The sequence below is a fragment of the Blastococcus colisei genome (genome assembly GCF_006717095.1).
Taxonomy (GTDB): Bacteria; Actinomycetota; Actinomycetes; order Mycobacteriales; family Geodermatophilaceae; genus Blastococcus_B; species Blastococcus_B colisei.
Window position 1 is genome coordinate 264,489 of the sequence record NZ_VFQE01000002.1, and the last position, 25,929, is coordinate 290,417.

Annotated in this window: 15 protein-coding genes; 8 read left to right on the forward strand and 7 right to left on the reverse strand. The window is 73.4% G+C overall.

The genetic code is table 11. The annotated features are described in order from the left end of the window. Positions 1-106: 106 nt before the first annotated feature. Positions 107-4,885 carry a PKD domain-containing protein gene (locus tag FHU33_RS20750; protein WP_142027504.1) on the reverse strand — a complete coding sequence of 1,593 codons (4,779 nt, stop codon included), beginning with the start codon at positions 4,883-4,885 and terminating at the stop codon, positions 107-109. 328 nt (positions 4,886-5,213) lie between these two features. On the opposite strand from FHU33_RS20750, the gene FHU33_RS20755 reads away from it, so the two are divergent. Further along, positions 5,214-6,194 (forward strand): sulfite exporter TauE/SafE family protein, encoded by a 981-nt coding sequence (locus FHU33_RS20755; RefSeq protein ID WP_211355301.1) that lies wholly within the window; start codon positions 5,214-5,216, stop codon positions 6,192-6,194. 52 nt (positions 6,195-6,246) lie between these two features. Here the strand turns inward: FHU33_RS20755 and FHU33_RS20760 are convergent, their stop codons facing one another. Together FHU33_RS20760 and FHU33_RS20765 are read right to left on the reverse strand one after the other, a co-directional pair. Further along, the gene (locus tag FHU33_RS20760; protein WP_142027506.1) at positions 6,247-10,635 is read right to left on the reverse strand and encodes a PKD domain-containing protein; all 4,389 of its coding nucleotides are present in this window, start codon (positions 10,633-10,635) and stop codon (positions 6,247-6,249) included. A gap of 153 nt (positions 10,636-10,788) precedes the next feature. Further along, entirely contained in the window at positions 10,789-11,769 is a 981-nt protein-coding gene (locus tag FHU33_RS20765; protein ID WP_142027507.1) for a hypothetical protein, read from the reverse strand. Positions 11,770-12,059: 290 nt separating this feature from the next. On the opposite strand from FHU33_RS20765, the gene FHU33_RS20770 reads away from it, so the two are divergent. The 5 genes from FHU33_RS20770 to FHU33_RS20790 are packed head-to-tail and all read left to right on the forward strand — an operon-like array spanning position 12,060 to position 18,916. Further along, entirely contained in the window at positions 12,060-13,700 is a 1,641-nt protein-coding gene (locus FHU33_RS20770; protein WP_170182621.1) for a Wzz/FepE/Etk N-terminal domain-containing protein, read from the forward strand. Beyond that, positions 13,697-15,121, forward strand: coding sequence for a hypothetical protein (locus FHU33_RS20775; protein WP_211355302.1), 1,425 nt, complete (start codon positions 13,697-13,699; stop codon positions 15,119-15,121). Before FHU33_RS20770 ends, FHU33_RS20775 begins: the two co-directional genes overlap by 4 nt. Beyond that, a complete protein-coding gene (locus FHU33_RS20780) occupies positions 15,118-16,401 on the forward strand; it encodes a hypothetical protein (protein ID WP_142027509.1) in 1,284 nt (427 codons plus the stop codon). The genes FHU33_RS20775 and FHU33_RS20780 overlap by 4 nt, the downstream gene beginning before the upstream one ends. 50 nt (positions 16,402-16,451) lie before the next feature. Further along, positions 16,452-17,321 (forward strand): sulfotransferase family protein, encoded by an 870-nt coding sequence (locus FHU33_RS20785; protein WP_142027510.1) that lies wholly within the window; start codon positions 16,452-16,454, stop codon positions 17,319-17,321. Further along, a complete protein-coding gene (locus FHU33_RS20790) occupies positions 17,288-18,916 on the forward strand; it encodes an oligosaccharide flippase family protein (protein ID WP_142027511.1) in 1,629 nt (542 codons plus the stop codon). Before FHU33_RS20785 ends, FHU33_RS20790 begins: the two co-directional genes overlap by 34 nt. Here the strand turns inward: FHU33_RS20790 and FHU33_RS20795 are convergent. Next, entirely contained in the window at positions 18,913-19,689 is a 777-nt protein-coding gene (locus FHU33_RS20795) for a WecB/TagA/CpsF family glycosyltransferase (RefSeq protein ID WP_170182622.1), read from the reverse strand. The genes FHU33_RS20790 and FHU33_RS20795 overlap by 4 nt on opposite strands. 202 nt (positions 19,690-19,891) lie before the next feature. Beyond that, the gene (locus tag FHU33_RS20800; protein ID WP_142027513.1) at positions 19,892-20,653 is read right to left on the reverse strand and encodes a hypothetical protein; all 762 of its coding nucleotides are present in this window, start codon (positions 20,651-20,653) and stop codon (positions 19,892-19,894) included. Positions 20,654-20,812: 159 nt separating this feature from the next. Here FHU33_RS20800 and FHU33_RS20805 point away from each other — a divergent pair, with 159 nt between their 5' ends. Together FHU33_RS20805 and FHU33_RS20810 are read left to right on the forward strand one after the other, a co-directional pair. Next, positions 20,813-21,826 carry a sulfotransferase gene (locus FHU33_RS20805; protein ID WP_211355303.1) on the forward strand — a complete coding sequence of 338 codons (1,014 nt, stop codon included), beginning with the start codon at positions 20,813-20,815 and terminating at the stop codon, positions 21,824-21,826. Further along, on the forward strand, positions 21,823-22,758 hold the full coding sequence (locus FHU33_RS20810) for a glycosyltransferase family 2 protein (protein WP_142027514.1): 936 nt from the start codon (positions 21,823-21,825) through the stop codon (positions 22,756-22,758). Before FHU33_RS20805 ends, FHU33_RS20810 begins: the two co-directional genes overlap by 4 nt. A 42-nt stretch (positions 22,759-22,800) precedes the next feature. On the opposite strand, the gene FHU33_RS20815 is transcribed toward FHU33_RS20810, so the two are convergent. Further along, positions 22,801-24,300 carry a sugar transferase gene (locus FHU33_RS20815; protein WP_246064053.1) on the reverse strand — a complete coding sequence of 500 codons (1,500 nt, stop codon included), beginning with the start codon at positions 24,298-24,300 and terminating at the stop codon, positions 22,801-22,803. 981 nt (positions 24,301-25,281) lie between these two features. Then, complete coding sequence (gene pth, locus FHU33_RS20820) at positions 25,282-25,926, reverse strand: aminoacyl-tRNA hydrolase (protein WP_342778702.1); 645 nt, start codon at positions 25,924-25,926, stop codon at positions 25,282-25,284. Positions 25,927-25,929: the final 3 nt, after the last annotated feature.

Genomic DNA, 25,929 nt, shown 5'->3' on the forward strand with positions numbered 1-25,929 from the left:
GACCGCGGCGGGGGCCGGAGGACCAGATTAGTCCCGCATCGCCGGCCTCGCTGACGCACTGCGGGCCCCCGACCGGTGGTCGGAGGCCCGCAGCGAGCGCGCCGGGTCAGCCGGCCGCAGCGAGGACCACCGTGAGCGTGGTGGCCCGGGAACTGGCCGTGGCCACCGTCGCGGTCAACCCACCCACCTGCCCCGCCGGCACCGGAGCGCCGCTGTCGGCCACCAGCGTGGCCACATCCCCGTTGCCCGCACCGGCGATGTTGCTGCGCTCGGCCAGCTCCGCCGGCGGCACCCACAGCCGCTCGTGCGGCGCCTTGTCCGACCACACCGACAACACCCACGACCCCGCCGCGGCATCGGCGGTCGGCGTGGTGTGCGCCGTCAGACCCCGCCCGCCACCGGCACCGGTCACCGACGCCACCGGACCCTCCGCCGACGTCCCCGAATAGGCCATCAACTGCAACGTCAACGCCGAGGACGAACTCCCCCCGACATCCACCGTCACCGTCGACCCCGCATCCTCGGCCGTCGCCACCCGCGCGAACACCTGCGTGGTCATCTGACCGCCGTCGGTCACCGACCCGGCCAGCTCCCAACCCACCGGCACCGTCCCGGTCAGGCCCGAGTTCACCGACAACACCAGCACCAGGCCATCACCGGCCTGCACCGCGTCAGGCACATCCACCGAGATCGCCCGCACCGGCCGCGCCGCCGTCCCCGCCGACCCCCGCAACCCGATCCCGGCACCCACCGTCGGCGCCGCGGCCACCGTCACCGTCGCCGTCTGCCTGCTCACCTGCCCGGCCGAGTCGGTCACCGCCAGCGCCACCTCATAGTCACCGGCCGCGGCGAAGGTGTGCTCCACCACCGCACCAGAGCCGGACACCCCGTCCCCGAACTCCCACGCGAACGAAGCCACCGCCCCCTCCCCATCGGTCGACCCCGACCCGTCGAACTCACACGTCAGCTCCGCACACGACGACGAGATCACCGCCTCCGGCACCGCATCCACCGGCGGAATCTCCTCATCAGGGGTCCCCCCGTCACCGGGCTCCGCACCCGGAGGCGACCCGGCGGGTGCCAGGACGACGGTGAGCGTGGTGGCCCGGGAACTGGCCGTGGCCACCGTCGCGGTCAACCCACCCACCTGCCCCGCCGGCACCGGCGCGCCGCTGTCGGCCACCAGCGTGGCCACGTCACCGTTGCCGACCCCGGCGATGTTGCTGCGCTCGGTCAGCTCCGCCGGCGGCACCAACTCCCGCTCGTGCGGCGCCTTGTCCGACCACACCGACAACACCCACGACCCGGCCACGGCATCGGCCAACGGCGTGGTGTGCGCCGTGAGACCCCGGCCCCCTCCGGCGCCGGTCACCGAGGTCACCGGCCCCTCCGCCGACGTCCCCGAGTACGCCAGCAGCTGCAACGTCACCGCTGACGACACCGGCAGATCCACCGTGACCGTCGACCCGGCGTCACCGGCGGAGGCCACGCGGGAGAACACCTGGGTGGTCATCTGACCACCGTCCGACGCCGAGCCCGCCGGCTCCCAGCCTGCCGGCGTCGTACCGGTCACCCCGGAGTTCACCGACAGCACCAGCACCAGACCGTCCCCGGCCCGCACCGCCTGCGGCACGTCCACCGAGATCGCCCGCACCGGCCGCGCCGCCGAGCCCGCCGACCCGCGCAGGCCGATCCCGGCACCGGCCGCCGGCGGCGCCGCCACCGTCACCGTCGCCGACTCCGTGGTCGCCTGCCCGGCCGCGTCGGTGACGGTCAGCGCCACCTCGTACTCTCCCGCCGCGGCGAATGTGTGGCTGGTCTGCGGCTGCGTGGCGGTCGTCCCGTCCCCGAAGTCCCACGCGAACGAGGCCACCGGGCCCTCCGCATCGGTCGACCCCGACCCGTCGAACTCACACGTCAGCTCCGCACACGTCGAGGAGATCACCGCCTCCGGCGCCGCGTCCGCCGGCGGGGTGCCGTCCCCGGGCGCGAGGACGACGGTCATGGCCGTCGACCGGCTGCTCGAGGTGGGCACCGTCGCGGTCAGCCCGCCGACCTGACCGGCCGGCACCGGGGCGCCGCCGTCGGCGACCAGCGTGGCCACGTCACCGTTGCCCGCTCCCGCCAGGCTGCTGCGCACCTCCACCGCGCCAGGGGCGGTGAACTCCCGCGCCGCCGCCTGCTTGTCCGACCACATCGACAGGACGACCGACCCGGTCTCCGCCTGCGTCACCGGGGTGGTGTGCGACGTGCCACTGCCGCCGATCGCGCCGGTCACCGAGGCGATCGGCCCGCTCGTCGAGGTGCCCGAGTACGCCAGCAGCTGCAGCCCCAGCGCGGAGGACACCTCGCCAGGAACGTCCACGGTCACCGTCGATCCGGCGTCACCGGCGGAGGCCACCCGCGAGAAGAGCTGGGTGGTCATGCTGCCGCCGTCGGTCTGCGTCCCCGCGAGCTCCCACCCCGCCGGCACCATGCCGGTGAGACCCGAGTTGACCGACAGCACCAGCACCAGCCCGTCCCCGGCCCGCACCGACGCCGGCACCTCGACCGAGACCTGCGTCGCCGGACGCGCGGTCGCCGCCGCCGAGGCCCGGAACCCGATGCCGGCCTCCTCCTGCACCGTCACGGTCAGCTGCTGCGTCGTGGAGGTGCTCGCCCCGTCGTCGTCGGTGACGGTCAGGGTCACCGCGTACGCACCAGGAGCACCGAAGGCGTGCTGCACCGCGGCCCCCGCGGCGGTGGCACCGTCGCCGAAGTCCCAGCGGTACGAGGCCGCCGTCCCGTCGACGTCCGCGGACGCGGCACCGTCCAGGGCGCAGGTCAGGCCGAGGCAGTCCGCGACGAAGGCGGCCACCGGCGGCTGGTTGGCCGGCGGGGCGAGGACCAGTCCCCGCGAGCGCCAGTCCCGCCCGTCCCGCGAGGGCCCGCTGACGATCGGCGCCGTGCCATCCCAGGTACCGCCGGCGAACCCGAATCGGCGCAGGTCCCCGCCAACCGTGGCGACGTACAGATCGTCGCGCGACAGGAACATGCCCGCGGCACCCAGGAAGCCGGGGCCGGCCGCGACGAACTGATCCTGGGAGACGATCCCGCTCTCGGGCGAGAAGTAGCGGTAGTACAGGTAGGTGGAGTCGCTGAGCGAGTAGTACAGCCGTCCGTCGCGGTAGGCCATCCCGGTCACCCGCGCCAGCTGCTCGTAGAAGGTCGGCACCACACCGCGATAGAACTCGGTGGCCCCGTGCCGCGTGTAGGTGACGGTGCTCCAGTACGGATCGTTGTACGGGTCGATGCGCTCCGCCGGCCCGAGGTCGCGGCCGTCGAAACTGCGGCGGTGCAGCGCGTAGCTGCCGTCCCCACCCGGATAGCCGTAGAACAGGACGTCGTCCACGAGCACGGCCCCGCGGGCCCGGCTCCACACCGTGCCGCCACTGTCCACCGTGCGGTCGGTGCCGGCGGTCGTCCCGTCGAAGAACCGCGCGCGGATCGTGTCCGTCGCGGAGCCGACGCCCGTCCGGCCCACGAGGAAGACGTCGGCGGGCAGCGACCCCATGGCCTCGGCCGGTGCCGAGGTGCCGCCGGCCAGCGGGAAGTACCCGAGCCGCGGCCGGCTGTGCTCACGGTCGCCGAAGTACTCGGTATCGGAGCCCACGTAGAGCCCGGACGCCGTGGTGAGCAGGGCCTCGGCGCCGTGGCCGCGCGGGTTGCGGCCCGGGTTCCACGACAGCGGCACGCCGGTCCGCGGGTCCAGCGCGGCGATGCCCGGGCGCGGCACCGCGCCAGGACCCGGCGTGTCATGGCCGCTCGGGTTGTTCATCCACCGCTGGTGGCCTCCGACGTAGACCGCGCTGTCGCTGGCGGCGACCGAGAGCAGGGTGTCACCGCCGGTGACGGCGATCCAGCGCGGCTGGATCGCCTGCCCCCGCGCCGCCGGGTCCCAGGCCGCAGCCGTGTCGCACAGCGTGCCGTCGTACTTCGCGCCCGTGGTGACCACCACGAACGAGGAGCCGTCGGGAGTGAAGTCCACGTCGCGGACGTAGAAGTCGAACCAGGAGGACAGGCACTCCGGCGTGTACCTCTCGGTCCGCCAGTCCGGGTCGACCACGGCACTGCCGGCGTCCAGCCGCAGAAGTGCGAGCTGATCGCGCGGCAGACCGTCCGCGCTGCGGAAGTTGCCGATGACGGCCAGCCGCGAGCCGTCCGGGGACACGTCCATCTTGCGCACGCCGACAGGCGCCCTGGCGGTCCCACGCGGCCAGTTGTGGTTCTCGTAGAGGTCGACCCCCATGTAGTCGTCGACGGCGCCGGTGACGGGGTGCACCGACGCGAGGCCGCCGTGCGGCACCCCGCTGACCGAGCCGAAGAAGCCGGCCAGCAGCAGACGCCCGCCCGTGACCGCCAGGTCGTTGACCGCACCGTTGATGCCGGGCACCGCGAAGCCGGGCACGCGCGCACCGGTGGCCAGCGAGACCTGCACCAGGTTGCGCGCCGTCTCGCCGTTCACCGTGGCGAACGTGCCGCCCAGGTAGACGGTGCCGTCGGGCCCGGGGGCGATGGTGTTGACGTTGCCGCTCACCACGGGGCGGAAGGCCTGGTCCACGGCGCCGCTGACCGGGTCGAAAGCGAACACGTAGGGCTGGTCGAAGGTGGTGCCGCCGTTCACCCCGGCGTCGCGCACCTGCGTGAAGGTGCCCGCGACGACGATGCGCCCACCGATCTCCTCGAGGTCGAGCACCGTGTTGTCCAGGACGTGCGGCGTGCGCCCGTCCGGCGCGTCGGTGACGATGCCGGCCTGCGGCACTCCCGCCGAAACCGTCCCCGGGCCCAACGGCACGAGCAGCAGGGCGATCAGCACCGCACCCACCAAGCGACCGAACGTGTGCATGAGTCAGTGCCCCTCCGCATGGAGGGCTCCCCCGTGTTCCCGAGCCCCCGATCGCCCGGCAGCATCACTCAGCGTTGCGAAGTGGGTCCACGGCAGCGTGGGAATCTCCCCACAACAGGTGAGTTTCACGGAGCTGCGCGCACTCCATTCGTCACTGTCCGTGATACCGGCGGCTCGCTCCGGCCTCGTCCACCGCGACCGCAGACCTCCCCGAACGGGTGAGCCCGATCGCCCGGCCGGCGCCACGCCGCGGCTCCGGCACCTACCGTCGGCCCGGCGCACGAGCCTTTCCGCACGGCGCTCGAGCGCACCGGAGGACGGGGGACGTGTGGACCTGCAGCTGACGCTGGTCGTTGCCGGTCTCGTGATCGGCATCGTCGTCGGCATGACCGGCATGGGCGGCGGCGCCCTGATGACACCCGCTCTCGTGCTGTTCTTCAACGTCCCACCGCTGGCCGCCGTCTCCAGCGATCTGGTCGTCTCCGCGGTCATGAAGCCGGTCGGCGGCGTGGTCCACCTGCGCCGCGGCACCGTCGATCTCCGCCTGGTCGGCTGGCTCTGCGCCGGGTCGGTGCCCGCGGCCTTCGGCGGGGTACTGGTCTCGCGGGCGCTTGGGTCGGGAGCCGGCGTCCAGCAGTGGACGAAGATCGCCCTCGGTGCCGCGCTGCTCCTCGCCGCGGCGGGCCTGATCCTGCGCGCCTACCAGTCCCTGGTCGCCCGGGGACGACGGGCGGCCGACCGGGCCGCCGGTCGCCCGGTGACCCGGGACGAGGCGACCGTGGGGGGCTACCGGGTCCGGCCGGTCCCCACCGTTCTCGTGGGCGTCCTGGGCGGGCTGATCGTCGGCATGACCTCGGTCGGCTCGGGATCTCTGATCATCATCGCGCTGCTGGCGCTGTACCCGCGGCTGTCCGCCGCCGGCCTCGTGGGGACCGACCTGGTGCAGGCCGTTCCCCTGGTCGCGTCGGCGGCCCTGGGCCACCTGCTCTTCGGCGACTTCCGCCTCGACCTGACGGCCTCGTTGCTCGTCGGGTGTCTGCCGGGCGTCTACCTGGGCGCGCGGCTGTCCTCCCGGGCACCGGGCGGGCTGGTGCGGCGGGCGCTCGCGCTCGTGCTGCTCGCCTCCGGGCTGAAGCTGCTCGGCCTGCCCGACCTCGCCATGGTGGCGACGCTGGGCGTGGTGGTGGTCGTCGGACCGCTGCTGTGGATGTCCGCGCGGGTGCGGCACGGTCTACCCCCGCGTGCCCCTATCCTCGCCGAGGCCAGGGCCCGCACCCGCTCCGAACGCGAGTCCGCGGTCCCCCGCTGACGCACTGCGGGCCCCCGACCGGTGGTCGGAGGCCCGCAGCGAGCGCGCCGGGTCAGCCGGCCGCAGCGAGGACCACGGTGAGCGTGGTGGCCCGGGAACTGGCCGTGGCCACCGTCGCGGTCAACCCACCCACCTGCCCCGCCGGCACCGGAGCGCCGCTGTCGGCCACCAGCGTGGCCACGTCCCCGTTGCCCGCACCGGCGATGTTGCTGCGCTCGGCCAGCTCCGCCGGCGGCACCCACAGCCGCTCGTGCGGCGCCTTGTCCGACCACACCGACAACACCCACGACCCCGCCGCGGCATCGGCGGTCGGCGTGGTGTGCGCCGTCAGACCCCGCCCGCCACCGGCACCGGTCACCGACGCCACCGGACCCTCCGCCGACGTCCCCGAATAGGCCATCAACTGCAACGTCAACGCCGAGGACGAACTCCCCCCGACATCCACCGTCACCGTCGACCCCGCATCCTCGGCCGTCGCCACCCGCGCGAACACCTGCGTGGTCATCTGACCGCCGTCGGTCGCCGACCCGGCCAGCTCCCAACCCACCGGCACCGTCCCGGTCAGGCCCGAGTTCACCGACAACACCAGCACCAGGCCATCACCGGCCTGCACCGCGTCAGGCACATCCACCGAGATCGCCCGCACCGGCCGCGCCGCCGTCCCCGCCGACCCCCGCAACCCGATCCCGGCACCCACCGTCGGCGCCGCGGCCACCGTCACCGTCGCCGTCTGCCTGCTCACCTGCCCGGCCGAGTCGGTCACCGCCAGCGCCACCTCATAGTCACCGGCCGCGGCGAAGGTGTGCTCCACCACCGCACCAGAGCCGGACACCCCGTCCCCGAACTCCCACGCGAACGAAGCCACCGCCCCCTCCCCATCGGTCGACCCCGACCCGTCGAACTCACACGTCAGCTCCGCACACGACGACGAGATCACCGCCTCCGGCACCGCATCCACCGGCGGAGCAGTGCTCCCCGGCGCGAGGACCACCGTCATCGCCGTCGACCGGCTGCTGGAGGTCGGCACCGTCGCGGTCAGCCCACCGACCTGCCCGGCCGGCACCGGCGCGCCGCTGTCGGCGACCAGCGTGGCCACGTCACCGTTGCCCGCCCCGGCCAGGCTGCTGCGCACCTCGACCCCGCCCGGAGCGGTGAACTCCCGCGCCGCCGCCTGCTTGTCCGACCAGACCGAGACCACCAGGGATCCGGACTCCGCCTGCATCACCGGGGTCGTGTGCGACGTGCCGCTGCCGGTGGCCGCGCCGGTCACCGAGGCGATCGGCCCGCTGGTCGAGGTTCCCGAGTACGCCAGCAGCTGCAGCCCCAGGGCCGAGGACACCTCGCCGGGCACGTCCACGGTCACCGTCGACCCGGCGTCCCCGGCGGATGCCACCCGGGAGAAGACCTGGGTGGTCACCTTGCTCCTGTCGGTCTGCGTCGCGGCGAGCTCCCAGCCCGCCGGCACCGTCCCGGTCAGGCCCGAGTTCACCGAGAGCACGAGCACGAGGCCGTCGCCGGCCTGGACCGCGTCGGGCACCTGTACCGAGATGGCTCGCACCGGGCGCGCGGTCGTGCCCACCGAGCCGCGCAGCGCGATGCCCGCGACCGGGGCGGTCGCGTCGACCACGACGGTCTGCGTGACCGTCGACGTGGCGCCGTCGTCGTCGGTGACCCGGAGGCCCACCTGGTACTCCCCGCCGTCGTCGAAGGTGTGCCGGACGGAGGAACCGGACGCGGTCGTCCCGTCACCGAGGTCCCACTCCCAGCCGCTCACCTGACCGTCCTGGTCGCTGGAGCCGCTGCCGTCGAAGCCGCAGGTCGTGCCGACGCAGTCGAACGAGAAGTCGGCGACCGGCGTCTGGTTCGGCGCCGGCGGGCCCTCGCCCGGGCCGAGGAACAGTGCGCGGGTCGCCCACGACCGGCCGTCCACCGACGGGCCGCTCACCACGGTCGGGGCACCGGTCACCGTGCCGCCGGCGAACGGCACGCGCATCAGGTCACCGGTCGTGCGGCTGGCTCCGTACAGCGAGTCGCCGGACAGGAACAGGCCCGACACCTCAGCGAATCCCGAGGGCACGGTGACGAACTCGTCGACGCCGACGATGCCGCTGTCCACCGAGAAGCCCCGCCAGTACAGCGCCGGTGAACCCGTCCGCGTGTAGTAGAGGCGGCCGTCGCCGAGGAACATGCCGCTGACCGTCGACAGCTGGTTGTAGAAGGCCGAGCGCGTGCCGCGGAAGGTCTGGCCCGAGCCGGTGTCGACATCGCTCCACGCCGGGTCGTTGTACGGGTCCAGGACCGTGGGTTCGCCGAACCCCACCCCGTCGAACGTGCGGCGGAACAGGCTGTACGTGCCGCTGTCGGTCGGGTAGCCGTAGAACAGCGTGTCCCCGGCCATGAATGCGCCCCGGACCCGGCTCCACTCCAGGCCGCCTGCGCCCACCTCCGTGTCGGCGCCGATGGCGGCACCGTCGACCCAGCGTGCGACCAGGTCGTCGATCCCGGCTTCGACCGGGGCTGGCTCGTCACCGGCCTCCAGGATCTCGATCGCGTTGACCAGCGGGTTCTCGATGACGTGCCGGAAGAGGAGGTCCACGGTGCCGTCGCTGGTGACCGTGAACGACTTCATGGTTCCTACGTCGTGGCCCACGTCGGCGGTGATGTCGTAGTCGTCGAGCACGGTCGCGCCCTCGAGGTCGACGTCGAACACGCGCGCCCCGGGCTGGTCAGTGCAGGTGCACCGGTTGGCCAGGTACAGCCGCACCTCGACGGTCATGCCCGCGGCGACGGGGAGTGCCCACTGCATCTCCGGCTCGGTGCCCGGGTCCCAGCGCTCGGTGTCGAAGACCTGGAAGGGCGTGGTCGACGGGACGCTGCCGTCAACGGCCGCGCTGCCGGCGGGGTAGGACGCCGAGTTGCTGCCGGTGTTCCGCATCGCCCCGGTGTCGGCCGCCCAGCCGGGGCCGCCGTCCAGCGCCGCGATGGCCGCCCCGCCGGCGTTGATCCGGTGGAGGACCTGGCGGTTGTCCGTGCCCCCGCCGGTTGGGGTCGTGCGGCCGCCGAGGAAGACGTTCGCAGGGAGGGTCCCGCTGTCCTCGGAGGGCAGGCCCGCCGCACCGGCGAGCGGGAAGTACGCCAGGCGAGGACGCCGGTGGTCGCGAGCGCCGATGTACTCGGTGTCGCTACCCACGTAGAGGCCGTTCGCCGTGGCCAGCAGGGCCTCGGCGCCGATGCCGCGGGGGTGGCGACCCGGGTTCCAGGCCAGCGGGACCCCGGTGCGGGGGTCGAGCGCGGCCAGGCCGGGCCGCGGCACCGCGCCTGGGCCGGGCGAGTCGTTGCCCAGGGTGTTGTTCATCCAGCGCTGGTGACCGCCCACGTAGACCGCCCCGCCGGTCACGGCGACCGAGTGCAGGGTGTCGCCGCCCGCGTCGGCGGCCCACCGGGGCTGGACGTCGTCACCGGTGTCGGCGACGTCCCAGCGGGCAGCGGTGTCGCACAGGGTGCCGACGTTGTGGCCGCCGGTCGTCACGATGACGAAGTAGCTGCTGTCGGGCGCGAAGTCCACCTCGCGCACGTAGAAGTCGTAGGCCCACGAGAAGCACGCGGCCTCGTAGCGCCGGGTGCGCCAGTCGGGGTCGACCACCGCCTGGCCGGGCTGGAGCAGCACGGAGACCACCTGGTCGCGGACGAGCCCGTCGGCCAGGGTGAAGTTGCCGATCGCCACCAGGCGGCTGCCGTCCGGCGACATCGCCAGGTCGCGGACGCCGACGGCGCCGCGGGAGCCCTCGCTGCCCTCGTACCAGTTGTGGTTCACCGACACGTCGACGCCGAGATATTCGTCGACGGCGCCGGTGGTCGGGTTCAGCGCGGCCAAGCCGCCGTGCGGTGCGCTCTGGACGGAGTCGAAGGTGCCCCCGACGAAGAGCCGTCCGCCGGAGGACTCGAGGTCGTAGACCGCGCCGTTGATGCCGGACGGCACGAAAGCGCCGATCCGCTCGCCGGTTGCCAGCGACACCTGGACGAGGTTGCGGGCCGACGATCCGTTGACCGAGGAGAAGGTCCCGCCGAGGTAGACCGTGTTGTCGGGCCCGGCGAGGACGGCGTTCACGACCCCGTTCACCGCGGGGACGAACGACCGGTCGATGGCACCCGAGACGGGGTCGTACGCGAAGACGGAGCGCTGGGCGAACGTCGCGCCGCCGTTCGCCGCCGCGTCGCGGACCTGGGTGAAGTCACCGGCCACCACGATCCGGCCGCCGGCCTCGGCGAAGTCGAGCACGCGGTTGTCGAGGACCTCGGGGGTCCCGACTCGCGGGGCGGCAGAGACCGTGGTGACCTGGGCGGCCCCGGCGGAGGCCGGTGCCGCGGTCACGCCCACGACGGTGAGGAGCGCGCAGGCCAGCACCGTGCACGCCCGCGCCAACTTCCAGAACCTGCCCATGTCCCCGTACGTCCTTTCCGCAGCGGGGCTCACTGGTGGTTCCGCCCCCCGAATTGCCGCGCGAGCATCACAGACAGTGACCCCCAGGCGGCACCACCGGAGGGGGGATGTCCCCCGACCGTGTGCACGCCGCCGGAGCCGGCGTCCGACCTGTCAGGGACGGCAGCCGGCCAGGGCAGCCGCGGCCCAGGCCCGCTGGGAGCCCTCGTCGGTCATCGCCCAGTCCCCCTGGTGCCCGGTGTCCTGCCAGTAGAGCCACACGCGGATCTCCGGGTGCTCGGCGATCCAGGCCGCGTCCGCCCGGATCGCCTCCGCCCGGGCCCGCTGCCGTGCCTGGTCGGGTCGCTCAGCCTCCGGCAGGACGTACTGGCCGTACTCGGGTATCACCATCGGCTCGCCGGTCGGCCTCATGGCCTCGTACCAGTGCAGGAAGTTCGGGCTGGTCGTCATGGGTCGTGGGTCGGCCCCGTACCAGTCCAGCCCCGCGAAATCGGCGAACTCGGCACCCGGCCACCACGCCTGCGGATCGCCGACGTAGTGCGAGGGCTCGGCCGGATCCCACCAGTAGGACATGTAGACCGGGCCCCACCGGATCGTCTCGTTGGCGTCCTTGACCACCCGGTACAGGTGTCGCTGCAGGGCGACGAACTCCGCGGCCGTCATGTCGTTCTCGGGCTCGTGGTAGGCGGTCGCGTAGACCCCGGTCCGCGGGACGCTGCGGGCCCAGGCGGCGATCTCGTCGTCGTAGCGGCCCTGTGCCGCGCCGGCGTGATCACCGTCCGGGGGCTTCCAGGAGACGAAGGAGTGCAGTCCGGCGACGGCGTCGCCGGCAGCGTCGGACTCCGCGAACGACGGAGGCAGCGCCGGATCGAAGCTGCGCCGCATGGTCAGCGGCCCCATGAGCCGGTCCACCTCACGGAAAGTCTCGAGCCGGTCGTCGCGCCCGAGGTCGTCCACGTGGGCCCCAACGGCCAGGCAGTCGACCGCGTACCGCTCCCGGCCCTCCCACCACCAGGCGGTTCCCACGAGCGCGCACACGAGGACGGCGGCCGGCAGGACCAGACGACGCGAGGCGCGGGGCCTCGAGCGCTGCCGGCCCGTCGCGCCCATCCGCTCCACGCTGTCCCCAGCCATGCGTCCCTCTGCTCTCTCGACACGGCCACGGAGGCGACGGGCGACGGGCGACGAAAAGCGCGATCCGGGTCGCGGCCCGGACCCATTCTTCCATGGCCGAGAAAGGCCTCCTGACGCTCGTCGACCCCCTCCCCCATCCGGGTGACGGCGCAATTCGCGCGCCCGCTCCCGACATCGCGAGAATGGTAGGAATTGAAGGCGAGTACGGTACGGCGCCGGTGTCCGGAGAATGCCCCCGGATTGCGAGAGGCGACCACCGCCGGGCGACAGCGACTGGGGGACTTGGACACATGGCGACAGAACGCTCCGCCCAGCTCGGCGACTACACCTTTCTGCTCCGGCGGCAGTGGTGGGTCGTGGTGGCCGCCGTGGCCGTGGCGATCGGGCTGGCCGCGACGTACACCGCCGTCGCCACCCCTGAGTACACGTCGACCACGTCGGTCCTGGTTTCACCCACCGGCACCGCCGGTACGAGCAGCTCCGGCCCACGCACGACGATCAACATGGACACCGAGGCGCAGATCATCACCTCCACCGAGGTGATGGAGGCTGTTGCGGACTGGCTGAACTTCGCCGGCGATCCTCGGGAACTCGCCGAGCGGGTGAGCATCTCCGTCCCGCCCAACACCGAGATCCTGGACATCAGCTTCACCGGGCTGACCGCCGCCGACGCCCGTTGGGGCGCGGAGGCCTTCGCCTCCGCCTACCTGCTCAACCGCGAGGACGCCGCCGCGAGCAGCGTCCGGGCGCAGCAGGAGTCTCTGCAGGCCCGGATCGCCGACCTGGACGCACGGCTGGCCGCCCTCAGCGAGGCCACCGCCGCACTGCCCTCCGACTCCGCCTCCCGCGCCTACAACCAGGCACAGGCTGCCAACCTCAACGACCAGCTCGGCGACCTGAGCGCGCAGCTCAACGCGCTGGACGCATTCGCCGTCCGCCCTGGTGAGGTGATCACGCAGGCGTCGTTGCCGGCCTCGCCGAGCAGCCCTCAGCCGCTGCTGAGCCTGGCCGCCGGCGCGCTGGGTGGGCTCCTCCTGGGCGTCGGCCTGGCCGTCCTGCGCCAGCGATCCGACCGCTACGTCCGCCAGCCCGATGACGTCGACCGCCAGACCGGCCTGCCGGTCCTGGCCGACCTCCCGGCATCGATGGATCCCGACCGCGTGCGGCTGGCCACGTCGGCCAGCCTGGAGGGGCGGAACTTCACCCGGCTGCGCAACATCGTGACCGCCGGCAGCATCCGGGAGGCCCGCGTGGTCCTCGTGGCCGGCGTGGGAGCCCCGGCCGGCGCCATCGCGGCGAACCTCGCCGCGTCGCTGGCCCGCTCCGGCGAACCGACCGTCCTCGTCTGCGGCGACGTCCACGCCGACACCGATGTGCAGCTGTTCGGTCGCAGCAGCGACGGCCTGGCCGAGGTGCTGGTCGGGCGAGCGACCGCGGCGGACGCCATGCGGTCGGTGCCGTCACTGCCGGACCTGCAGGTCCTCGGGCCCGGACGCGACCGCGACCTCGCCGCCGAACTGCTCCAGACCTCGGCACCGCGCGCCCTGATCGATGACCTGCTCGAGACGGCGACGTGGGTGGTCATGGAGGCTCCGGCCACCGACGCCGGCGCGGACGCCCAGACCCTGGCGCGGTACGCCGACTTCGCCCTGCTCGTCGTCCAGGTCAACGTCACCACCACCCAGGCGATCGTCGACGCCCGCGCACAGTTCGAGTCCATGCGGACGCCCGTCGTCGGTGCCGCCGTGCTTCCCGCCCCGGCACGGGAACGCGGGACGGAGGCCGGCGACACCACGGACGAGGGCGAGGAGCTGCCGGCCAGTCCCGAGCGGGCGGTCGGGCCGACCGACGCGGTCCGGAAGAACCTCCGACCGGAGTCCTTGGGTGTCCAGGGTCCCTCCGCGCCCTCCCCGGCGGGCACGCGGCGGTGACCGCGCCGCCGACGGCGGCAACGGCTCCCGGGTGGTCCCCCCGGCACGACCGGCCGGTCCGGCCGCGGCTCCTGCCCCTGTCCCCCGGCTGGCCGCTGACGGCCCTCCTCCTGCTCTACCCGCTGTGGTGGGTCCTGGGCATGGGCACGCTCATCCTCTTCGTGCTCGCCCTTCCCATGGTGGTCCACCTGGCGCGCCGGCGACCGGTCGCCGTTCCTCGAGGCTTCGGAATCTGGGTGTTCTTCCTGGTGTGGGTGGTGGCCAGCACCCTCATGCTGGGGATGGACCCGCCGGGTGTTCTCGCCGAGTCCGCGGCCGGCCGCATCATCCCGGTGGCCTACTACCTGGCGGGGTACCTCGCGGCGACGATCGTGCTGCTCTACGTCGGCAACCTGACCGAGGAGGAGTACCCGCGTCGACGCCTGGTGCGGAACATGGGCGTCTTCTTCGTGGTCGTGGTCGTCGGCGGCCTGCTGGGCATCCTCGTGCCGGCGTTCGACCTGACATCGCCCGTGGAGCTGCTGCTCCCGGGGTGGATGTCGTCCAACGGGTTCGTGCAGAGCCTGGTCCACCCCGTCTCGGCGCAGTTGCACGACGTGCTGGGGTACGAGGCGCCCCGCCCGGCGGCGCCTTTCGGGTACACCAACATCTGGGGCAACGCGTTCGCCCTGCTGCTGGGCTGGTTCGTCCTGAGCTTCTTCCGCGGAGCCGGCACGCCCCGCAGGATCGCCGGCGCGGCGATCCTCGCGCTCGCCGCGATCCCCGTCGTGTACTCGCTGAACCGGGGCCTGTGGATCAGCCTGGGCCTGGCGCTGGCCTTCATGACCGTCCGGCTCGCCGTCCGGGGCCGGGTGGCCGCGCTGGGTGCGCTGGTCGTCGCCCTGGCCGTGGCGGCCGTCGTGGTCCTGGCCAGCCCGCTCAGCGGCATCGTCGCGGACCGGCTGGACAACCCGCACAGCAACGACATCCGGACGTTCACCACCGTGAAGACCCTGGAGGTGGTCGGGCACTCGCCGGTGCTGGGTCTCGGGGCGACGCGCTCAGCCATGGGCAGCGCCAACTCGATCGCCGTCGGGGAGACCCCCGACTGCCCGTCGTGCGGCAACCCCATCCTGGGCAGCAACGGCCAGGTGTGGCTCGTGCTCATCTCCCAGGGTTACGGCGGCCTGGTCCTGTTCCTGAGCTTCTTCGTCTACTGCGGCTGGGTGTACCGGCGTGATCAGTCGGCCATCGGGGACGCCGGGCTGCTGACCCTCCTGCTGTGTCTGTTCTTCATGTTCATCTACAACGCGGTGGCGATCCCGCTGACCATCGCGTTCCTGTCGATCGGCCTCCTGTGGCGCAACCAGCGCGACGGCGGGGGCTCCGTCCTCCCGGCAGCGCGCCGGACCGCCCATCCCCTGCAGGAGTTCCCGGCATGACCCCCGCATCGAACGCCACGACCGAGCAGCCGCGCACCGACGCGGCGCTGCGCCTGGAGTACCTGCACGAGGTGGCCCGGCTGCTCTGGCCTGCGCCGGCCTCGGTCTGGACCGGACGCGCCGGCGAGCCCGCCCCGGCGGGGATGGCAGGCGACTTCGTCGTGGTGCCCTCCCTCGACCGCCCGCGCCTCCTGGTCCCGCTGGGCTCGGCGCGTGCCGCCGCCACGGCGGTGCGCCGGTACAGCGAACCGGGCAGCCTGCCGGCCCGCCTCCGGCTGGACGCGCTGGCCCTCGCGATGCGCGCCGGCCTGGGGCCCGCCGTCATGCGTGACCGCCTCCGGGTGGGCACCGCAACCCCCGACAGCGTGGCTTCGGACAGCATGCCTCCGCCGGACACCATCGAGACCCACCTGGCTGAGGCGCTCGGCCGGCCGGTGCGGGTCAGCCTGCACGTCGGGCCGGCCCGTGCGAACCGCAAGCCGGTCCTGCAACTGCTGTCCGACGCCGGCGAGGTGCTGGGATTCGCGAAGGTCGGCATCAACGACCTCACGCGCCGCCTGGTCGTCGACGAGGCACGCTCGCTCACCGAGCTCGCGGCGGCGGACTTCACCCGCATCGAGGTTCCCCGGGTGCTGCACCACGGCACATGGCGGGGCCTGGAGGTCCTGGCGCAGTCCCCGCTGCCGATCTGGCAGAAGCGGGTGCCGCTCTCCCCCGCCGGGCTCGGCGCGGCGATGCTCGAGGTGGCGCAGGTCTGCGGGACAGGCGAGGAGCCGCTGACCACCAGCCGCTTCTGGACCGGTCTGGACGGCGCGCTGGACGGCCTCGCCGACGACGACACGGTCACCCAGCTGCGCGCGGCGTTCGCCTCGCTCACCGCCGCCGCCGCGGGAACCGTCGTCCCACTCGGGGCCTGGCACGGGGACTGGACGCCGTGGAACTGCGCCTCGGTGCGGGGACGGGTCCTCGTGTGGGACTGGGAGCGGTTCGAGCACGGCGTACCGCTGGGCTTCGACGCGCTGCACTTCCACCTGCAGCGGGCGGTCGTGGGCCGGCGGGCCGACGCGCGGCTGGCGGTCGCCGGCTGCCTGTCCGACGCGCCCGCGCTGCTGGCCCCGTTCGGCATCGGTCGCGACGAGGCGGCGGTCGTGGCGCTGAGCTACCTGGTGGCACTGGCCACGCGCTACCTGCAGGACGGGCAGGCCGAGGCGGGGGCGCGGCTCGGCGTCCTCGGCCGGTGGCTGCTGCCCGAGCTCGTCGGACGGGTGTCTCAGCTGTGAGCTCCACCCTGCCGATGAAGCCCATGACGACAACCGGAAGGCCGACGACCATGAAGCGCGTCACGGACGTGTCACCGCAGAACCTGGCACGCATCCAGCGGGCGTCGGTCGCCGCCGGCCGGGTGACCAGCGGGCTTCGCATGATGCCCGACTTCCTCATCGTGGGCGCCCAGCGGAGCGGCACCACGTCGATGTACCGGGCCCTGGGTCAGCACCCGAACGTGCTGCGGGCGGTCCTGCACAAGGGCGTCCACTACTTCGACGTGAACTACGGCAGGTCGCTCTCCTGGTACCGCAGCCACTTCCCGACCCGGCTGTCGGCGACCCGCGTCGAGCGCCGCACCGGTGCACCGGCCCAGACGTTCGAGTCCAGCCCCTATTACATGTTCCACCCTCTCGCCCCCGAACGCATCGAGCGGGACCTGCCGGGGGTCAAGCTCCTGGTACTGGTCCGCGACCCCGTGGAACGGGCCTACTCGGCGCACGCGCACGAGCTGGCGCGGGGCTTCGAGGCCGAGCCCTTCGAGCGCGCGCTCGAACTGGAGGAGGGCCGGCTGCGCGGGGAGACCGAGCGGCTGTGCGACGACCCCGGCTACGAGAGCCACCACCACCGGCACAACGCCTACGTCACCCGCGGGCAGTACATCGACTACCTGGAGCCGCTGGCCGACCGCGTGGGCCGCGACCGCGTGCACGTGGTCGACAGCCACGACTTCTTCTCCCGGCCGGAGGACGTCTACGACGAGGTGCTGGACTTCCTCGGCCTCCCGCGCGCCGGGCACCCGCCGTTCGAACGGCACAACGCCCGTCCCCGATCGGCGATGCCCGAGCCGCTGCGCGCGTCCCTGACCGCCCACTACGCGCCCTACGACGAGCGGCTGGCGGCATGGTGGGGTCGCGCGCCGAGCTGGCGGCGGTGACCGGGACGACCCGGGAGCGGCCGGCGGCGGGCCGGCTGGGGTCCCTGGCCCGCGGCGGGGCGGCCAACCTCGTCGGCGCGCTCGTCGCCGCGGTCGCCAACCTGCTGCTCGTCGTGGTGATCACCCGCAACTTCCCGGCGGTCTTCGCGGGCACGTTCTTCGCGGTCACCTCGGTCTTCCTGCTCGCGGCCGTGATCGCGAAACTGGGCACCCAGACCGGGCTGGTCTACTTCCTGTCGCGGGCGCGTGCGCTGGGGCAGCTCGACCGGATGCGGGCGATCATCGCCGTCGGCACGACACCGGTCGCGGTGGTCTCGGTGATCTGCGCCGTCACCCTCTTCGCCTTCGCCCCCGCGATCGCCTCCGTCGCCGTGCAGAGCCACCAGGCGGAGTTCACCACCCTGCTGCGCTCACTGGCGCCCTTCCTGCCGGCCGCCGCACTCACCGACACCCTGCTGGCCGCGACCCGTGGCTTCGGTTCGATGGCCGCCACCGTGCGGATCGAGAAGATCCTCCGGTCGGTCCTGCAGCTGCTGCTGGTCCTGCTCGTGGCGGCCTACGCGACCGGCCCGTCGCTCGGGCTGGCCTGGGCGGCGCCGTACCTCGTGGCGGCAGGAGCCGCGGCGTGGGCGGCGCGCTCGGCGGTGCGCTCCGCCCGCTCACGTGCCGCCGGGCCCGCTGACGCCGGGACCGAGGAGGCACTGATCCCCGCGACGGCCGCGCCGGACGGCGGGACGGTTCGGGGCTTCTGGACCTTCACGTGGCCACGGACCGTCTCGAGCCTGGCTCAGTTCGCGTTGCAGCGTCTCGACGTCCTGATGGTGGCGGCGCTGCGCGGCCCCGCCGAGGCGGCGGTCTACACCGCCGCCACCCGCTTCCTCGTGGTCGGGCAGCTCGGCGCACAGGCAATCTCCTCCGCCGCACAGCCGCAGCTGGGCGAGGCCCTCGCCCGGGACGACCGCGCCCTCGCCAACTCGCTCTACCGGACGGCGACCGCCTGGCTGATGCTGCTGAGCTGGCCGATCTACCTGCTGTCGGCCGCCTTCGCGCCACTGCTGCTCGGCATCTTCGGGGAGGGCTACTCGTCCGGCGCCGTCGTCGTGGTCGTGCTCGCGCTGGCCATGCTCGTGGCCACCGGCTGCGGCATGGTCGACATGCTGCTCACGATGGGGGGTCGGACCAGCTGGAACCTGGTCAACACCCTGCTCGCGCTCGCCGTGAACGTCGGCCTGAACCTGCTCCTCATCCCCTCGCTGGGCATCCTGGGCGCTGCGGTGGCCTGGGCGGCAGCGATCCTGGTGAACAACCTCCTGCCGCTGGCCCAGATCGGTCTCGTCCTGCGGTTGCACCCGTTCGACCGATCCACCGGGCGGGCGGCGCTCCTCGCGGTGGCGTGCTTCGGCCTGGTTCCGGGGGCGCTCCTGCTGGTGCCGGTACCGGTGCCGATGGCGCTCACGGCCTCCGCAGCCGTCGGGGTACCGCTGTACGCGGCGCTGTGCTGGGCGTCGCGCGACGTGCTCGGGCTGGCGGAGCTGCGCGGTGCGCTGGCCCGGCGCGGTCGCAGGCCGACGTCGGCGGCCCGGGCGGCGGGCTAGGCCCGGTCGCGCGTCGCGCCGTCGAGCAGGCACATCTGCGCGTGCATCACCAGGCCCGGGACTCCGAGCATGAAACGCCGCCACACACGGGCGCGCAGGAGCGCGGAGAACGCCTGGACGGTGTAGCGACGCCATAGCCGGCGCGGCTCGCGGACGAGGCGCACCAGCCAGTTCAGGCGCAACGGGTAGGCCCAGTCGGGGTAGTAGCCGGTCTGCAGGACCTGGTCCAGGAAGCCACCGCAGGTCAGGGCGTATCCCCGGGCCATGGCCGTCGACGCCTCCACGAGCACCTGCTCCTGGAGACCGGCGCCCAGCCCGACCAGGAGCAGGTCGGGCTGCACCTCGGTCACGGCGCGTCGCAGGGCGTCCCCGCGCAGCAGCCCGTCGAAGCCGTCGATGCAGTGGACCGCCACGGGCCGCTCGGCCAGGCCGCTGAACGCCTCGGACAGGGCCGCGGCCCGGTCCCCCGGACCGCCGATCGCGAGCACCGTGCGGATGGTGTCGTCGCACCGCAGGAGCACGGGGACGACGAGGTCCGCACTGGTCCTGACCGGGTGGCGCAGCAGCCACTTCAGCAGCTGCCCGTCGACGCCGCAGACGTCCATCTCGGCGAGCGCCTCCGGGGCGTCGTCGACCGCGAGCCGGATGCTGTAGTGGTTGAGCCAGGCGACACGGACGGGCAACCCGGATTCGCTCAAAATGCGTCGCTTCTCGACGAGCGCGTCGACGAATGCACCGAGGGCCGATTCCGTGGCCGGGGGAACGAGCGTCACCAGTACACCCCCAAGAAATCGCGGAGACGCGACATGGGGACGATGCGACATTTCTCCCCCAACGAAAATTGAATTCCGCATGTCCATTAGACGTGGGGTACGAATGGCGGGACAGTCGATCGGGGCACCCTTCACCCCAAGTGATGAGTGCCCCGAGAAGGCCCGCCGCGGGGGCCGGGCGCGAGGCGCCCGGCCCGCTGGATCAGCGCGCCGCGGGGGCCGGCACCGGGTCGTGCCGCCGGTCCCCGTCCGTGCGGCCGCGCACGGCGGTGACGTACAGCCCGACCAGGAGCAGGCAGACGAACGCCTCGGTGATGCGCACCGCGTAGCGGACGGCCTCTCCCAGCAGGCCCGTCACGCCGACCTGGTACTCGAGCAGGGAGAAGGCCACCGGAGCGAGAGCCAGGAACGCGTACCAGGCGGTACGCACGCGCGCCGAGGTGGCGGCGGTGGGGTCGAGGATCCCCCGGTCGACGATGTCGAAGGCGATCGGGGCGAGCACCAGGACACCCAGCGTCTCGGCCAGGTCCGTGACCGCCCCGGTGCGGTTGAACGCGACCACGGCCAGGAGCACCGCCCCGGACAGGGCGGCGGCCACGCCACGGGGCAGGGGGCGGCGGGCCTGCAGGTAGGGAAGGAGCACGGCTGCGGCGAGGAACGTCTCGTTGAGAGTCCGGAACCGGCTCGGCAGATCGGAGAGCAGGAGGGCCACCCCGAGCACCGCGCAGGTCACGGCCACGCCGACCACCAGGCCGCCCCGCCCGCCGGCGGTGACCCACGGGCGCACGTACTGGATCCAGCAGGCGACGACGAGCGCGAGCACCAGGCCCTCGCTGTTGTGGCCGATCCGGATCGCGAGGCCGTCGGGCAGTAGCAGCGGTAGCGCCTGCGCGAGCACGAGGGCGATCAGCAGGACCAGACCCCCGTAGAAGGCCAGGGAGAGGGCAGCCTTGTTCCGTCGCATGCGCACAGCGTGACCAGCCGGTGAGCGGCGGTCCAGCGCCCTGACCCGAAGGGAGTGGACCGCTGCGAGCGGTGCGTGCCGGCGCACCACCCCGCGGTGGCACCCCTTCAGGGTGACGAAGGGTCTACAGATCGTAGTTGCCGGTGGGAAACTCACCGGGTGACGACACGTTCCGCGCACCGCCCCGCCGCCTCGGTCGACGCGGGGCCGCGCGCGTCCGTGCCGACGGTGCTGTTCCTGGGCGGCCTGGGCCGCAGCGGCACCACCGTGCTGGAGCGCGTGCTCGGGGAACTGCCCGGAACCTGTTCGGCCGGGGAGCTCGTGCACCTGTGGCAGCGCAGTGTCCTCGACGACGAGACCTGCGGGTGCGGCGAGCCCTTCAGCCGGTGCCGCTTCTGGGCCCAGGTCGGCGACCGCGCGTTCGGCGGCTGGGACCGCTCCCTCGCCGAGCGCATGCTCGAACTGCGCTCGCGCGTCGACCGCACCCGCCACGTGCCGCTGCTGGCCCTCCCGCGTCTACCGGGGCGCCGCCGCCGCGCCGAGCACGCCGAGTACGTCGACGTCTGCACCCGGCTGTACCGGGCCATCGCCGAGGTGTCCGGGTGCCCGGTGGTCATCGACTCCAGCAAGCACTCGTCGCTCGCCTTCTGCGTGCGCCGTGCACCCGGCATCGACCTGCGGGTGGTCCACGTCGTCCGGGACAGCCGGGGCGTCGCCTACTCCTGGACGAAGGAGGTCCTGCGCCCGGAGTCCGGTGCCGCGGAGGACCTCATGCACCGGTACTCCCCGGCGGGCTCGTCGGCGCTGTGGATCGGCCACAACCTGTTCTTCGCGCTGCTCGCGCGTCTGGGCACGCGCACGCGGCTGCTGCGCTACGAGGACTTCGTGGCCGAACCGCGCCGGCGCACAGGGGAGCTGGCCGAGTTCGCCGGCCTCCCGGACACGCAGGAGGTGACGGCCTTCGTCGACGACTCCACCGTCTCGCTGACGCCGTCGCACACCGTGGCCGGCAACCCCGTGCGCTTCCGCAACGGCCCCATGACGCTGCGCCGGGACGACGCCTGGCGGGAACGGCTCCCCCGCCGCCGCCGGGCACTCGTCGGTCTGATGACCTTCCCCCTGCTCGTCCGCTACGGCTATGTGCGACCGAGCGGCGGGCGGCGCGCCCGATGACCGGCACGCCGGAGACCTGGCCAACCGTCGGCGTCGTCGTCCCCACCCACCAGCGCCCCGCGCTCCTCCGGCGGACGCTCATGGCGATCCTCGCCCAGGACGTGCCGATCGGCCTCGACGTCGTCGTGGTGTTCGACCGGAGCACGCCCGACCTGACCCTGGAGCAGCTCAGCACCGGCAACCGCCGCGTGCGTGTCATGACCAATCAGCGGACGCCCGGCCTCGCCGGGAACCGGAACACCGGCATCCTGGCCCTGGAGACCGACTGGGTGGCCTTCTGCGACGACGACGACACCTGGGCCCCGGGCAAGCTGCGCGCGCAGCTGGAACGCGCGCGCCGGCACCCGGAGGCCGTCCTCGTCACGACGTCGATCACGGTGGCCTACGAGGACAGTCCCGAGGTAGCCCGACTCGCCGGCCAGGAGGAGATCCGGCACGCCGACCTCCTGCGCAGCCGCATGGCCATGCTGCACAGCTCCACGGTGCTGCTGCGCCGCTCCGCCCTCCTGGGCCCGCTGGGGCTGGTGGACGAGCAGATCCCCGGCAGTCAGAACGAGGACTGGGACCTGCTCCTGCGTGCCGCGGCTCTCGCGCCGATCCAGCACGTCGACGAGCCGCTGGTACGGGTGCCGTGGGGACGTACCTCGTACTTCTCCCGGAAGTGGGAGACCCTGGGGGACTCCCTGGAGTACATGCTCCAGCGTCACCCCGGGATCGCCGACGACGACCGGGGCGCTGCTCGCGTGTACGGCCAGCTGGCCTTCAGCAACGCGGCGCTGGGCCGGCGGCGCACGGCCGTCCGGTGGGCGCACCGTGCCCTGAGCCGGCAGTGGCGAGAGCCGCGCGCGTTCATCGCGCTGGCCGTCGCCGGTGGGCTGATCACGCCGGAGCGGGTCCTGGCCACGCTGAACGAGCGCGGCCGCGGCATCTGACCACGGTTCCCCGGTGGAGGTCGGACCTCCCGGGCCGTCGGCTCAGTAGGCGCCGCGGGAGCGGATGACCGCGGCGGCGGTCTTCCACAGGATGAGCAGGTCCAGCGCCAGCGTCCAGTTCTCCACGTACCGCAGGTCCAGGCGGACCGACTCGTCCCACGACAGGTCGCTGCGGCCGGAGATCTGCCACAGGCCCGTCAGCCCCGGCTTGACCAGGAGCCGCCGGCTGACCGAGGAGTCGTACCGGGCCACCTCGCCCGGCAGGGGCGGGCGGGGGCCGACGAGGGACATCGATCCGCCCAGCACGTTGAGCAGCTGGGGCAGCTCGTCCAGGGAGAGCCGGCGCAGCCAGCGCCCGATGGGCGTCACCCGCGGGTCCTGGCGCAGCTTGAACAGCAGGCCGTCGGAGATGTTGTCGTCGCGCAGGACGTCCACCTGCTGATCGGCGTCGACGACCATGCTGCGGAACTTGAGCATGGTGAAAGAGCGGCTGTTGATCCCGACCCGTTCCTGGCGGTAGAGGGCGGGGCCCTTGCTGGAGACTCGCACGGCGAGCGCGACGGCGACCAGGAGCGGACTCAGCGTCACCAGCGCCAGCGCCGCCAGGGAGCGGTCCACCGCGCCCTTCACCATCCGCCGCCAGCCCTCGAAGCGGGGCTGCTCGACCGACAGCAGCGGCAGACCCTCGAACGGGCGGATGTGCAGGCGCGGGCCGGCCACCTCGATGAGCCCCGGCGCCACCAGCAGCTCGATCCCGGTGCCCTCCAGCTGCCAGGACAACTGCCGGAGGTAGTGCGCCGCCGTCTCGCTGGCCGAGGTCACCGCGATGGTGTCGGCAGCCAGGTCCGCGGCGAGCGCCACCACGTCGTCCAGTCCCCCGACCGGCACGTCGGCCGTGTCGGCGACGCGGGCCCGGTCACCGGGGGTCACGCAGAAGGCGACGACGTCCAGACCGGCGTAGCGCTGCCGCCCGAGCCGACCGGCCAGCTCGAGGACGGCACCCCCTCGTCCGACGACCACCAACCGCTTGGTGCAGCGACCCCTGGCGCGCAGGCGGTGCAGCACGGCACGGGCGGCGTACCGGCCGACCAGGGTGGCCAGCGTCAGGACCGGGATGGCGACGACCACCAGGGCGCGACTGAGGTCCAGCGCGGCGGCGTAGGAGATGAACCCGGCGACGGCCAGCAGCAGGAAGCCGGCCCGGCCGACCTGGCGGTACTCGTCGCTGCCGGTGCCGAACACCGGCTCCGCGTAGGCGCCGGACGCGGCCAGGGTGGCGGGCCAGAGCACCGGGAGGGAGACGCATGCCCAGAACAGCGCATCGGTCACGGGCGTGACGTCGCGGGTCGTCAGCACGACGACGCCGGCGAACGCTGACGCGGCGATCTCGGCGAGCACCAGGCCGGTGCGGTATCCCCGCACCCAGCCCGGCGTGGGGCGCCGGAGGTCCCGTCGGGGGCTCGGCGTCGTCTCCACGGACGTGCGCGGCCCGGGGACGGCGGGCTGTCTTTCGACCGCCGCTCCGCCGTGTTCCAGCAGCACAGAACCCCCTGGTACCCCCATGACGCGCTGTAGCGGATGCGCACGCTCGCGCGGTTCGCCCGACAGCCGATCCGCCGCCATTACCTGGGACGACCCTCACAGGCTCCCCGGCGAGGAGCAACACGCACAGTGAGCATTCACCCGTTGGGACCCCCTCCGCGGGCAGTCGTCTCACTCGTGCGAGGGGACCCTGCGCCGCGGGGTCAGCGCGCCGGTCGGTCCGGACGATCGGGGCCCGAGCCACCAGCAGGGCCACGGCGTCGGAGATCGAGGCGGTCGTCCGGCGAACGTCGAAGCGGGCCGCCGCCCGGTCGCGCCCGGCCTTCCCCTCTTTGGCCGTCAGCCCGGGGCGGACAACCGACGGACGAGCTCGTCGACCAGAGCCTCGCCGTTCCCGGACGGGACGAGGTGCCCCCGGCCTCGCGGCCGCGGGCGGCCTCGGCATCGCTGACCGCGACGACCAGGTGGGTTCAGCGAGCGGTCGGCTTCTCCCACACCCGGCTCGCGTGCCGAGGAGCCCGCCGGCCGCCTCTGACGACCACGCGCGCAGCTGAGCGCCGTCGGCAGGCGACCGCGCAAGGCCAGGCGCCCGGCGAGTCCGGCCTTGGCGCTGCGCAGGTGCACGACGGTCGGTTGCGTGCGTCGGACGACGGCCGCCAGCCGCACGGCCTCGGCGAACGTGTGCGGTCCCGGGTGGCCCGCCACGGGACCATCCGCGGACCGGCGTCCTGCGCCGCCCCGGGGAGCCAGCCCTCGGGCGGCACGCCACGACGACGTCCCAGCCGCGCGCCACCTGCTCCCGGACGAGGTCGGCGACGACGCCCGGGACGCCGGCGTCGACCGGCTGGGCGACGTGCAGGATCCGGACGGCGTCGGTCACGGGCGCGCCAACCGGGGCCGACGCTCGACGACGATCGCCACACGTGCCCTCTGGGGTGTCGCGGCTAGGCGTCCCTGGCGTGGCTCGAGCGGCGGCCGACGTCAGCTCCGGGGGTGGACCTCGTTCTGTGCGCCCTCGAGGCCCTTGACGAGCAGGGTCTCGATGGCGTCGACGGCCTCGACGAGGAGGAGGTCGAGCTCCTTGCGCTCGACGGAGGAGAAGTCCTTGAGGACGTAGTCGGCCGGGTCCTGGCGGCCGGGTGGGCGGCCGATGCCGACGCGCACCCGGAGGTAGTCCTTGGTGCCCGTGGAGCGGGAGATCGACCGCAGGCCGTTGTGCCCGCCCTCCCCACCGCCGCGCTTGAGGCGGACGGTCGAGAAGGGCAGGTCGAGCTCGTCGTGCACGACGACGAGGTCCTCGGCCGGCAGGTGGTGGTAGTCGAGGAGGCCGCGGACCGGGCCTCCGGACTCGTTCATGTAGGTCAGGGGGCGGGCGAGCACGACCCGGCGGCCGGCGAGCCGGCCCTCCCCTGCCAGCGCGCGGGACCGCGCGCCCTTGCCCGCCGAGAGACGGACGCCGGCTCGTCCGGCCAGCTCGTCGAGCACCATGGCGCCGACGTTGTGCCGGTTGCCGGCGTAGCCGGGCCCGGGGTTCCCCAGTCCTACGACCAGGAACGGCCCCTCGGACGCGCGCGACCCGGGGGCGCCGGCATCGCCGGCGCCCCCGGGGATCGTGCTCTCGCTCAGGGG

What these genes read in the sequence shown, in the direction of transcription:
- FHU33_RS20760 (WP_142027506.1), bottom strand. Translation starts at nt 10,635, where the DNA reads ATGGGCAGGTTCTGGAAGTTGGCGCGGGCGTGCACGGTGCTGGCCTGC.
- FHU33_RS20785 (WP_142027510.1), top strand. Translation starts at nt 16,452, where the DNA reads ATGAAGCGCGTCACGGACGTGTCACCGCAGAACCTGGCACGCATCCAG.
- FHU33_RS20780 (WP_142027509.1), top strand. Translation starts at nt 15,118, where the DNA reads ATGACCCCCGCATCGAACGCCACGACCGAGCAGCCGCGCACCGACGCG.
- FHU33_RS20790 (WP_142027511.1), top strand. Translation starts at nt 17,288, where the DNA reads ATGGTGGGGTCGCGCGCCGAGCTGGCGGCGGTGACCGGGACGACCCGG.
- FHU33_RS20810 (WP_142027514.1), top strand. Translation starts at nt 21,823, where the DNA reads ATGACCGGCACGCCGGAGACCTGGCCAACCGTCGGCGTCGTCGTCCCC.
- FHU33_RS20770 (WP_170182621.1), top strand. Translation starts at nt 12,060, where the DNA reads ATGGCGACAGAACGCTCCGCCCAGCTCGGCGACTACACCTTTCTGCTC.
- FHU33_RS20750 (WP_142027504.1), bottom strand. Translation starts at nt 4,885, where the DNA reads ATGCACACGTTCGGTCGCTTGGTGGGTGCGGTGCTGATCGCCCTGCTG.
- FHU33_RS20765 (WP_142027507.1), bottom strand. Translation starts at nt 11,769, where the DNA reads ATGGCTGGGGACAGCGTGGAGCGGATGGGCGCGACGGGCCGGCAGCGC.
- FHU33_RS20800 (WP_142027513.1), bottom strand. Translation starts at nt 20,653, where the DNA reads ATGCGACGGAACAAGGCTGCCCTCTCCCTGGCCTTCTACGGGGGTCTG.